Raw genomic sequence first — 10286 nt, forward strand, 5'->3', positions numbered from 1 at the left:
GGCTCGGCGGACCGCAGTGGGCGGCGCTCGCCGGGGCCGGGGCGCTCACCCTGTTCGGGTTCGGCGGGCTGGCCCGCGGCCGTACCGGACGCGCCTGGGTGCTCGGCCTGTTCGGCCGCTACCGGGGCACGGTCCGGCGTACCGGGCTCATGTGGGTCAACCCGCTGGTGCTGCGCCGCCGGATCGACGTACGCCTGCGGCACTGGCGCAGCGACCCGATGCCGGCGGTCGACGCGAACGGGGTCGCGCTCCGGGTCGTGGTGCTCGTCGTCTGGCGGGTGCGGGACACCGCGCGCGCCGCGCTCGGCGTCGAGGACCACCAGCGGTATCTGCGCGAGTGCGTGGAAGCGGCGCTCGCCCGGGTGCTCGCGCAGCTGCCGGCCGATGTCGCGCCGAACTCGCCGAGGGCCGCCGAGTCCGCCACCCTGCGCAACACCGAGGCCGTCGGCGACTCGCTGACCCGCATCGTGGCCGCGGACGCGGCCGCGGCCGGCCTCCAGGTGTTCTCCGCACAGCCGCTGCGCGTCGAGTACGCCCCCGAGGTCGCCGCCGTGATGCAGCGCCGCCGGATCGCGGCACTCGACGCCCAGCACCGCGACAAGGTTCTCACCTCGGTCGTCGACTCCGTCGAGGACACGGTGACCCGGCTGACCGTGCGCGGGCTCGTCGAACTCGACGACTACGAGCGCAAGGCTCTGGTGAAGGACCTGACGGTGGCGTTCTATACGGGACATGGAGATCGCTGACCACCACACCCCCACCGGCGAACACCGCACCCCCGCCGGAGACCGCCTCACCCTCGCCGGGCTCGCCTCGGACGCCTGGACCCTGACCGACGGAACACCGCGCGCCGTGCTGGGCCTCGCCGGTCCGCCCGGCGCCGGCAAGTCGACCCTCGCCCGCGCCCTCGTCGCGCACCTGGGGGAGGGCGCCGCCTATCTGCCGCTCGACGGCTTCCATCTCTCCAACGCCCAGTTGGAGCGCCTCGGCCTGACCGCACGCAAGGGCTCCGAGCCGAGCTTCGACGTGTGGGGATACGTCGACCTGCTGCGCCGGGTCCTCGACGAGACCGGCCGCGACATCTACGTACCGGACTACGACCGCACGCTCGACGAGCCGGTCGCCGCGCGGCACGTGGTGCCTCCGGCGACCCGGCTGATCGTCACGGAGGGGAACTACCTCGCCTGCGACCTGCCTGGATGGCGGGAGGCGTATGTGTTCATGGGGGAGTGCTGGTACGTCGAGGCGCCCGGGGACGTGCGTCAGGTGAGGCTGGTGGAGCGGCAGTTGGCGGGTGGGAGGGACGAGGCCCGGGCCCGGGCCTGGGTCGCCACCAACGACGACCCGAACGGCGAACTCGTGGAGAAGTCCCGGGACCGCTGCCACCGAATCCTCTCCACTATTGGTATGGGCCCATCTTTTGATATGGACACAGCCAACAGTCAGCAATAATCTGGGACTTGGTCTAGACCTGAATCATCGCCACACGCATCGCGATGCGCACGCACAGCTCACGGAACTTCCCCCACGTTCTCCAGGAGCGGCAGCATGCGAGAAACTCCCCACCCCCGGAAGCGACTGAAGTGGTACGCCGCCGCGGTCGGCCTCGCCACCACGGGAGCGTTCGTGCTCTCCAGCGGCGGTGCCACCGGCCACGGCTACACAGACCTCCCCATCAGCCGGCAGAAGCTCTGCCAGAACGGCTCCGTGGCCAACTGCGGCGCCATCCAGTGGGAGCCCCAGAGCGTCGAGGGGCCCAAGGGCTTCCCTGCGACCGGGCCCGCGGACGGGCGGATCTGCTCCGCGAACAACACCAACTTCGGCGCGCTCGACACGGCGACGACGCCCTCGGGCGGTGCCTGGCCGACGACGAAGGTCAGCGGCGGGCAGAGCTACACCTTCCGCTGGCAGTTCACGGCCCGGCACTCCACGACCGACTTCAAGTACTACATCACCAAGAACGGCTGGAACCAGAACGCTCCGCTGACCCGGTCCGCGCTGGTCACAGCCCCGTTCCTCAGTGTCCCCTACAGCGGCCAGCCGCCGGCGACGCTCTCGCACAGCGGCATCCTGCCGACCGGCAAGAGCGGTCGCCACGTCATCCTCGCGGTGTGGACGATCGCCGACACGGCGAACGCGTTCTACGCCTGCTCGGACGTGACGTTCTGAGCGCCCGACACCCGTTCGCCGCACAACTCTGAGCATCCCTTGAGGCTCTTGCCCACCCCCCACGGGTAGGTTCCACGCACGTCGGCATGACCATGACGGCGTGCGTGGAGCTGTACCGAACATCGGGGGATGTCGATGGACTTCATGTTCTATGCGGTGCCGGGCCTGATCATGGCCGTGACCGTCTTCCTGGCGGTCAGGGTGATCCGCCGCGCGCTGGACCTGAGGCGGGCCTGGAACAGCGGGCTGACCGCGGAGGCGCGCTGCCTGCGCACGTACACGACGACCAGCGGCGGCAGCGGCGACTCCTCCGTGCGTACGACGCTGCACCACGTGTACGAGTTCACGGCCCGCGACGGGCGCACCATCCGTTTCGAGGAGGAGGGCGGGCCGGGCACGACGGTCGAGGGCGACATCGTCGTCGTGCACTACGCCGAGGGCGAGACCGTGAAGGCCACGGCCCAGGCGCCGGGCCACGTCAGGAACGCGGCCTCCACCGTGGGCATCCTGACGTTCCTCTCGGTGGTCGTGGTGTTCTGCGTCGGCTTCATGGTCACGTACACCGAGGCCTTCGGCGACAACTCCTTCATGGACGACGACCCTTCCGTCACCAAGGTGGACGAGCCTCCTTCGATCGACGACGGGCCGTACAACAAGGTGCCGTGACCCTTCCGCACCTGACCCTCCACATCTGACGCTCAGTCAATTATGGTGCGCCTCCATGGGATCCAGGAGCGTGGGGACCGGCGCGCGGACCGTCGCGGAGCTCGTACAGGACCGGTGGGGCGACCACCGGCCGGGGCTGTGGTTCGAGGAGCGGACCCTGACCCACCACGAGGTGGCCGCGGGCGCGGCGGCGCGTGCCGCACTGCTGACCGACCTGCTGCCGCCCGGCGCGGAGCCGCATGTGGGTGTGCTGCTCGACAACACCCCCGAATACCCCCTGTGGCTGAGCGCGGCCGCCCTGGCGGGCGCGGCCGTCGCCGGGATCAACCCCACCCGCCGCGGCCCCGAACTCGCCCGCGACATCCTGCACACCGAGTGCCGCGTCCTGGTCACCGAGCAGGCACACCTCCCGCTCCTCGACGGACTCGAACTGCCGGGCGTACGGCTGCTGGTGACCGACACCGAGGCGTACGGGCAACTGCTCGCGCCGTACGCGGACGCGCGCCCCGAGCCGACGCGGGCCGCCCCGGAGAGCCGCCTCCTCCTGTACTTCACCTCCGGCTCGACGGGGGCACCCAAGGCGGCGATCTGCTCGCAGGGGCGGCTCGCGGCGGCCGGGCGTTCGCTGGTCGACCACTTCGGGGTGCGCGCGGACGACGTGCACTACGTCTGCATGCCGATGTTCCACGGCAACGCGGTCATCGCGGACTGGGCCCCCGCCCTCGCGGCCGGCGCGGGCGTCGCCCTGCGACGGCGGTTCTCGGCCTCGGGCTTCCTGGCGGACGTACGGGCGTTCGAGGCCACCTACTTCACGTACGTGGGACGGGCCGTGCAGTACATCCTGGCCACCCCCGCCCGGGCCGACGACCGGGACAACCCCCTGCGGACTGGCTTCGGGACGGAGGCGGGGGCGGTGGACGCGGCCGCCTTCGAGGAGCGGTTCGGGGTGCGGCTGGTGGAGGGGTACGGGTCCTCCGAGGGCGGCGCGGCGATCCAGCGGACGCCCGGCACACCGAAGGGGGCGATCGGGCGGGCCGCCCCGGGCGACGATCTCGCGGTGGTCGACCCGGTGAGCCGGACGGAGTGCCCCGCGGCGGCCTTCGGAGCCGACGGCAGACTGCTCAACGGGCGTGAGTCGATAGGGGAGTTGGTGAACCGCGGGCCCAATCCCTTCGAGGGCTACTGGCGCAACGAGGCGGCGGAGGCGGCCAGGCAGCGCGACGGGTGGTACTGGACCGGGGACCTCTTCTACCAGGACACCGACGGGTTCCTCTACTTCGCGGGGCGCACGGACGACCGGCTCCGCGTGGACAGCGAGAACCTGGCCGCCGCGGTGATCGAGAACATCCTCGCCCGTTACGAGGGCGCCGCCGCTGTCGCCGTGTACGCGGTGCCGGATCCGGTGGCCGGTGACCAGGTCATGGCGACCCTGGCGTTGCGGGAGGGGACGGACTTCGACCCGCTCCGGTTCGCCGAGTTCCTGCTGGCCCAGCCGGACCTGGGCACCAAGATGGCCCCCCGCTTCATACGGATCGCGGACCGCATGCCGGTCACCGCCACGAACAAGATCCACCGGGTCGGGCTGCGGCGGGAGGGGTTCCGGTGCGCGGATCCGGTGTGGTGGCGGCCGGCGGGGGAGTCCGGGTACCGGCGGCTGGACGAGGAGGACCTGGCGGAGCTGATCGCGCGGTACCGGGCGCGGGGGCGCGAGGAGCTGCTGGTGAGGTAGGGCCGGAGCCCCTTCGATGCCGGGGAGGGCAACGCAGAAGGCCCCCGCTCTCGCGGAGGCCTTCGTCCTGTGCGCCGCCAGGGACTCGAACCCCGGACCCGCTGATTAAGAGTCAGCTGCTCTAACCAACTGAGCTAGCGGCGCATGACTCTCGCCAACCGCTTTTCGCGGCTGGCGACAGAAAAAATAATACCTGGTCCGTGAGGGTGCTCCGGACCACGCCGCCTGCGGTTAGATCGCGAGCGAGAGCAGTACCGGCGCCGCGCCCCGGTTCAGGGTGGCCGCCGCCTCGCGCAGCCGGTGGGCGTGGGACACCGGGAGGGAGAGGGCGAGGCAGCCCACGGCCGAGCCGGCCGTGATGGGGACCGCCGCGCACACCGTGCCGACCGCGTACTCCTGGAGGTCGAGCACGGGCACGGTGGGTGCCTGGGCGTCGAGCCGGGACAGGAACGCGCGCTCGTTCGTGATGGTGCGCGAGGTGAGGCGGGCCATCCTGTGGCGGGAGAGGTGGTCGCGCCGGCCGTTGAGGTCGAGCTGGCCGAGAAGGCTCTTGCCGATCGCGCTGGCGTGGGCCGAGGAGCGGAAGTCCACCCATTCGTTGACCGCCGGGGTGCTCGGGCTGTCGGCCCACTGGGAGACGTGGATCTCGCCGTCCACGTACCGGCTCATGTAGACGGCGGCGCCGACCGAGTCGCGCAGCCGGTCGAGGTTCCGCTGGAGCTGGGCGCGCAGGGCCTCGTCCCGGCCGTGTGCGGAGGCCAGCCTGCCGAGCGCCGCCCCGGTGACGTACGCCCCGTCGGCGATCTGTTCGACGTACCCCTCGCGGCGCAGCATCCGCAGGAGCGCGGTGAGGCGCTCCGCGCCGAGGCCGGTGAGGCTGGCGAGTTCGGCGTCCGTGACACCTGTGGTGTGCCGCGCGGCCACGGTCTCCAGGACGCGCAGGGCGTCCTGGGTCGAGTGGTACGGCACGGTCGGCTCGTGCTTCAGCGCCACGGTATCCCCTTGCGCTTTTCGGCCCGGCTTTCACTTCAACGCAGCCCGGACGGCCGGGCCCCCTCCACGATAACCGCCAAGAGGCGTACGGGGAGGGGCTGTTGGCGAGATTGGTGGCGTGTTCCAGCCCCCTCAACAGCGGGGCATCCTTCTGGCATATGTCAAAGTCATGCCCCAGTGGCCCGGCCTCGGACCTCGCCGTCTTCACTTGTTGAAAGCCGTCCGTACCGCTCCCGGGGGATTACAGCACCGCGCCGAGGAACTCCCGCGTCCGCTCGTGCTCCGGGTCGCCGAAGATCTTCTCCGGCGGACCTGACTCCAGGACACGCCCCGAGTCGAACATCAGCACCTGGTCGGAGATGTCCCGGGCGAAGTTCATCTCGTGGGTCACGCAGAGCATCGTGATGTCGGTGGTGCGGGCGATGTCCCTGAGCACGTCGAGGACGCCCGCGACCAGCTCGGGGTCGAGCGCGGAGGTCACCTCGTCGAGGAGCAGGACCTGCGGCCGCATCGCCAGGGCCCGCGCGATCGCGACACGCTGCTGCTGACCGCCGGAGAGCTGGCTCGGGTACTTGTCGACGTGCTCGGTCAGCCCGACCAGTTCGAGCAGCTCCCGGGCCCGCTCCTCGGCCGCGTCCTTGGACATGCCGAGCACGGTGACCGGCGCCTCGGTGATGTTGCGCAGCACCTTCATGTTGGGGAAGAGGTTGAACTGCTGGAAGACCATCCCGATGTTCTTGCGGACCTCGCGGATGTGCTTCTCGCCGGCCGGGACCAGCTTGCCGTTCTTCTCCTCGTGGGTGAGGTAGTCGCCGTTGACCTTGATCGTGCCCTCGTCGGGCCTGGCCAGGGTCATCAGCAGCCGCAGGATCGTCGTCTTGCCGGAGCCGGACGGGCCGATCAGTGTGACGTGCTTGCCGGAGGCGACGGAGAAGTCGAGCTCGTCGAGGACCACGTTGTCCCCGAAGCGCTTGGTGACCTTGTCGAAGCGGATCAGCTCGCTGCCGTCCGTCGCCGGGTTGGCGTCGGAGTTGGCGTCGGGCTCTTTCATCAGAGGGGTGTCAGCGGACAAGACGTCGCTCCAGGGCTCGCATGAGGAGGGAAGCGGGATAGGAAATGAGGATGAAGGCCACGCCGATGACCGTCAGGGGCTCGGTGAACTGGAAGTTCTGCTGCGCGAACAGGCGCGCCTCGCCGAGCATGTCGAGGACGGTGATCGCCATCAGCATCGGCGTGTCCTTGAGCATCGAGATGACGTAGTTGCCCAGCGCGGGCACCACCCGGCGGATCGCCTGCGGCAGGATCACCGCGGTCCACGTCCGGGTCATGGGCAGGTTCAGTGCCGTGGCCGCTTCCCACTGGCCGGCCGGCACGCCCTCGATACCGGCCCGGTAGACCTGCATCGTGTACGTCGAGTAGTGCAGCCCGATGGCGACGACACCGGTGGTCATCGCGGAGAACGTGATGTTCCACTCGGGCAGCACGTAGAAGAGGAAGAACAGCTGCACCAGCAGCGGGGTGTTCCGGATGAACTCCGTGACGACCCCGACCGGCCAGCGCACCCAGCGGCTCGGCGCGCGCATGAGCAGTGCCCACACCAGCCCGAGGGCGAAGGAGATCAGCGAGCCGAGCACCAGGGCCTGCAGGGTGACCAGCAGTCCGTCCCAGAACTGCGGCATGAAGTCGCCGACGGCACTCCAGTCCCATTTCATCAGCGACCCCCTGCCGCTTCGGCGCCGACGGCCGTGGTCTCCGGGCGGCGCGCGGGAAGCTTCTTCCCGCCACCCTCGGGCACCCTGCCGAGCCCGGCCTTCAGCTTCTTCTCCAGACCGCGCATGACCCGCGTGAGCAGGAAGGCGATCACGAAGTAGATCAGCAGGATGTACGTGTAGATCTCCGCGCTCTCCTGCAGCGCGAGCCGCACCAGGTTGCCGCTGAACGCCAGGTCGCCCATGCCCATCACGGACACCAGGGCCGTGCCCTTGAGCAGCTCGATCAGCAGGTTGGAGAAGGGCGGGATCATCTCCGGCACCGCCTGCGGAAGCAGGATCAGCCGCAGCCGCTGCCAGGGCGTGAAGCTGAGCGCGATCCCGCCCTCACGCTGCGCCGGGTCGACGGAGTTCAGGGCGCCGCGCACGATCTCGGAGCCGTACGCCCCGTAGGTGAGACCCAGTGCGAGGGTGCCCGCCCACATGGGGACCAGCTGCCAGCCGAAGGCCGGCGGCAGCACGAAGAACACCCAGAAGATCATGATCAGCGCGGAGGTGCCGCGGAACACCTCGGTGTAGAAGCCCGCGAGGAAGCGGACTGTCAACAGCCGGTGGGTGCGCGCGATGCCCACCACGAAGGAGACGGCCGCGGCCAGCAGCGCGCTGAACACCAGCAGCTGGACCGTGACCCAGATCCCCTTCAGTACGAGTTCCCAGAGTCCCGATGTCATCCGCCGCACAACTCCTTCGCGGTCATATCGGTCATCTCGTTCTTGGTGAAACCGAAGGGCTGGAGGATCCGGAACAGCTCACCGCTCTCCTTCAGCTTCCTGAGCTCCACGTTGAAGGCGTCCCGCAGCCCGGTCTCCGTCGGACGGAACGCGAAGCCGCCGCCGTCCACTTGCGGCTTGCCGTCCACGAGGGGCGCGAACGGCTTGGTCGACTCCGTCTTCCGGGACTTCTTGACGACCTCGCGGGTGGTCAGCGCCGTACCCGCGAAGACGTCGACACGGCCCGCCTCGACGGCGTTCAGACCCGCGACCTGGTCCGGGACGATCAGGATGTCGCTCTCCTTGTACCCGGCGTCGACCGCGTACTGGATCTCCGCGTAGCCGGTTCCGGTCGCGAACTTCGCCTTCGACTCCACGACGTCCTTGTAGTCCTGCAGGTTCTTCGGGTTGCCCTTGCGCACGATGAAGGAGTCGAGCATCTGGTAGTCGGGGTCGGAGAAGATCACCTGCTCGCAGCGCTCGGCGTTGATGTACATGCCGGCGGCCACGACGTCGAACTGCTGGGAGTTCAGACCGGGTATGAGCGAGCCGAACTCCGTGGGCACGGGCTGGACGCTGTCCACACCCAGCCGCTTGAAGATGACCCGCGCGAGTTCCGGTGCCTCGCCGGTGAGCTTGCCGTTCTTGTCGATGTAGCCGAAAGGGATCTCGCCGGCGATGCCGAGGCGTACGACGCCCTGGGCCTTCAACCGGTCCAGGAGATCACCACCGTCCTTGCCGGACGCAGTGGCCACACGGCTGCATCCGGCCGCGCCGAGCGCACCGAACGCCGCGACGCCGGCCAGCAGTGACCGGCGGCTCGCGCCGCGTTTCTCCTCTTTCGCGGAAGCTTCCTTCGCGTCGTTCCCAAGTGGTGGAGCCATGGGCGCGCGGCTACCCGGGACGATGCGAGTTATGCGGATCTGTTTGCGCCCCGTTTGCGCAGGGCCCTCTTGACCCGGGGTGGACCATGGAAATCATGACCGACCGCTACATCGACGTGTCCCTGTCCAAGCGCGGAGTCCACTGCACTGCGAAGCTCCTCGACGACCGTGCGCCGATCACCTGCGAGGCGGTGTGGAACGCGCTGCCGCTGAGCAGTGACGTGTATCACGCCAAGTACGCCCGCAACGAGATCTACGCCCTGTTCCCGGCGTTCGCCCCGGCCGAGCCGCCGCTGGAGAACCCGACCGTCACGCCCATTCCGGGCGATCTCTGCTATTTCTCCTTCTCCGGTACGCAGCTGGGTACGCAGGCGTACGGGTACGGGGGCGCCTCCGGCGTGCAGGCGGGTACGCCTGTGATCGACCTCGCCCTGTTCTACGAGCGGAACAACCTGCTGCTCAACGGGGATGTGGGGTGGGTCCCGGGGATTGTGTGGGGGCAGGTGGTGGAGGGGCTGGATGCGATGGCGGAGGCATGCAATGACCTCTGGCGTGCCGGCGCGCTGGGGGAGACGCTGAGCTTCTCCCGGGTTTAGGGGCTGCAGGGCTGGGGTTTGCCGGGGAGCTGCGGGCCGGTGGGGCTGACCGCGCAGTTTCCCCGCGCCCCAAAAAAAGCCAAAGACTGCGCAGTTCCCCGCGCCCCTTTGCGGGCGCCGGGTGACCGGGGCGCCCCTTCAGGGGCGCGGGGAACTGCGCGATCAGCCACGACGGACCCGCAGTCGATTCACCGGACCTTCAGCTGAGCCTCGGCGGAGCGATCCCCGCGACCCCCGCCTCGTACAACGCATGCGCCGTCCGCAGGACCAACGCATCCTGGTGACGCGCACCAACGATCTGAAGCCCGACCGGCAAGCCGGTCTCATCCGTGCCCACCGGGACCGTCGCCGCCGGCTGCTGGGTCATGTTGAACGGGTACGTGAACGGGGTCCAGCCCGTCCACCGCCGGTGCCCCGAGCCGCGGGGAACCTCCGCGCCCGCCTCGAACGCGGTGATCGGGATCGTCGGGGTGACCAGGACGTCGTACGTCTCGTGGAAGAGACCCATCCGGCGGCCGAGCTCCATGCGTACGTCCACCGCCGCGAGGTAGTCCAGCGCGCTGGACCGGGCCCCCGCGTCGCAGATCTCCCGCAGCCCCGGGTCCAGCAGTTTCCGCTGGTCGGGGCCGAGCCGCTGGGTGACCCGCGCCGCCCCGCCGAACCACAGCGTGTGGAACGCCTCGACGGGGTCCGTGAAGTCGGGGTCGGCCTCCTCGACGTACGCGCCGAGGGCCGCGAGCCCCTCCACCCCGCGCCGCACCGCCGCGGCG

Annotated in this window: 12 protein-coding genes and 1 tRNA gene; 6 read left to right on the forward strand and 7 right to left on the reverse strand. The window is 69.8% G+C overall.

The window, feature by feature from the left end:
* The 5 genes from O3Q52_RS40325 to O3Q52_RS40345 all read left to right on the forward strand — a co-directional run.
* Nucleotides 1-746 (forward strand): SPFH domain-containing protein (locus tag O3Q52_RS40325; protein ID WP_269653528.1); only part of this gene is annotated, 746 nt, incomplete at its 5' end.
* Nucleotides 733-1452, forward strand: a complete 720-nt coding sequence (locus tag O3Q52_RS40330) for a nucleoside/nucleotide kinase family protein (protein WP_269653529.1) — start codon at nt 733-735, stop codon at nt 1450-1452. The genes O3Q52_RS40325 and O3Q52_RS40330, both read left to right, overlap by 14 nt.
* Nucleotides 1453-1548: 96 nt before the next feature.
* Nucleotides 1549-2169, forward strand: coding sequence for a lytic polysaccharide monooxygenase (locus O3Q52_RS40335; RefSeq protein WP_269653530.1), 621 nt, complete (start codon nt 1549-1551; stop codon nt 2167-2169).
* A gap of 135 nt (nt 2170-2304) precedes the next feature.
* Nucleotides 2305-2835 (forward strand): hypothetical protein, encoded by a 531-nt coding sequence (locus O3Q52_RS40340; protein ID WP_269653537.1) that lies wholly within the window; start codon nt 2305-2307, stop codon nt 2833-2835.
* 55 nt (nt 2836-2890) lie between these two features.
* Nucleotides 2891-4564 (forward strand): AMP-binding protein, encoded by a 1674-nt coding sequence (locus O3Q52_RS40345; RefSeq protein WP_269653531.1) that lies wholly within the window; start codon nt 2891-2893, stop codon nt 4562-4564.
* Nucleotides 4565-4634: 70 nt separating this feature from the next.
* Here the strand turns inward: O3Q52_RS40345 and O3Q52_RS40350 are convergent.
* The 6 genes from O3Q52_RS40350 to ehuB all read right to left on the reverse strand — a co-directional run bounded on the left by O3Q52_RS40350 (nt 4635) and on the right by ehuB (nt 8842).
* A tRNA-Lys gene (locus O3Q52_RS40350) sits at nt 4635-4708 on the reverse strand.
* A gap of 87 nt (nt 4709-4795) precedes the next feature.
* On the reverse strand, nt 4796-5557 hold the full coding sequence (locus O3Q52_RS40355; RefSeq protein ID WP_269653532.1) for an IclR family transcriptional regulator: 762 nt from the start codon (nt 5555-5557) through the stop codon (nt 4796-4798).
* Between the two features lie 241 nt (nt 5558-5798).
* Entirely contained in the window at nt 5799-6608 is an 810-nt protein-coding gene (gene ehuA / locus O3Q52_RS40360; protein ID WP_269653533.1) for an ectoine/hydroxyectoine ABC transporter ATP-binding protein EhuA, read from the reverse strand.
* Nucleotides 6609-6618: 10 nt separating this feature from the next.
* Nucleotides 6619-7269 (reverse strand): ectoine/hydroxyectoine ABC transporter permease subunit EhuD, encoded by a 651-nt coding sequence (gene ehuD, locus O3Q52_RS40365; protein WP_269653534.1) that lies wholly within the window; start codon nt 7267-7269, stop codon nt 6619-6621.
* A complete protein-coding gene (ehuC, locus tag O3Q52_RS40370; protein ID WP_269653535.1) occupies nt 7269-7997 on the reverse strand; it encodes an ectoine/hydroxyectoine ABC transporter permease subunit EhuC in 729 nt (242 codons plus the stop codon). The genes ehuD and ehuC overlap by 1 nt, the downstream gene beginning before the upstream one ends.
* Nucleotides 7994-8842 carry an ectoine/hydroxyectoine ABC transporter substrate-binding protein EhuB gene (gene ehuB / locus O3Q52_RS40375; protein WP_269653538.1) on the reverse strand — a complete coding sequence of 283 codons (849 nt, stop codon included), beginning with the start codon at nt 8840-8842 and terminating at the stop codon, nt 7994-7996. Before ehuB ends, ehuC begins: the two co-directional genes overlap by 4 nt.
* A 173-nt stretch (nt 8843-9015) precedes the next feature.
* Between ehuB and O3Q52_RS40380 the strand changes: the two genes are divergently transcribed.
* Nucleotides 9016-9516 carry a DUF3830 family protein gene (locus O3Q52_RS40380; RefSeq protein ID WP_186001010.1) on the forward strand — a complete coding sequence of 167 codons (501 nt, stop codon included), beginning with the start codon at nt 9016-9018 and terminating at the stop codon, nt 9514-9516.
* A gap of 199 nt (nt 9517-9715) precedes the next feature.
* Here the strand turns inward: O3Q52_RS40380 and O3Q52_RS40385 are convergent.
* On the reverse strand, nt 9716-10286 hold a 571-nt coding region (locus tag O3Q52_RS40385), incomplete at its 5' end, for an amidase family protein (RefSeq protein WP_269653536.1).

Origin of the sequence: Streptomyces sp. ActVer (assembly GCF_027270795.1) — a bacterium.
GTDB lineage: Bacteria > Actinomycetota > Actinomycetes > Streptomycetales > Streptomycetaceae > Streptomyces > Streptomyces umbrinus_A.

Excerpts from the sequence above, each read along its gene's own strand:
- O3Q52_RS40330 (WP_269653529.1), top strand. The coding sequence starts at position 733 with ATGGAGATCGCTGACCACCACACCCCCACCGGCGAACACCGCACCCCC.
- O3Q52_RS40335 (WP_269653530.1), top strand. The coding sequence starts at position 1,549 with ATGCGAGAAACTCCCCACCCCCGGAAGCGACTGAAGTGGTACGCCGCC.
- O3Q52_RS40340 (WP_269653537.1), top strand. The coding sequence starts at position 2,305 with ATGGACTTCATGTTCTATGCGGTGCCGGGCCTGATCATGGCCGTGACC.
- O3Q52_RS40345 (WP_269653531.1), top strand. The coding sequence starts at position 2,891 with ATGGGATCCAGGAGCGTGGGGACCGGCGCGCGGACCGTCGCGGAGCTC.
- ehuA (WP_269653533.1), bottom strand. The coding sequence starts at position 6,608 with ATGAAAGAGCCCGACGCCAACTCCGACGCCAACCCGGCGACGGACGGC.
- ehuD (WP_269653534.1), bottom strand. The coding sequence starts at position 7,269 with ATGAAATGGGACTGGAGTGCCGTCGGCGACTTCATGCCGCAGTTCTGG.
- ehuC (WP_269653535.1), bottom strand. The coding sequence starts at position 7,997 with ATGACATCGGGACTCTGGGAACTCGTACTGAAGGGGATCTGGGTCACG.
- O3Q52_RS40380 (WP_186001010.1), top strand. The coding sequence starts at position 9,016 with ATGACCGACCGCTACATCGACGTGTCCCTGTCCAAGCGCGGAGTCCAC.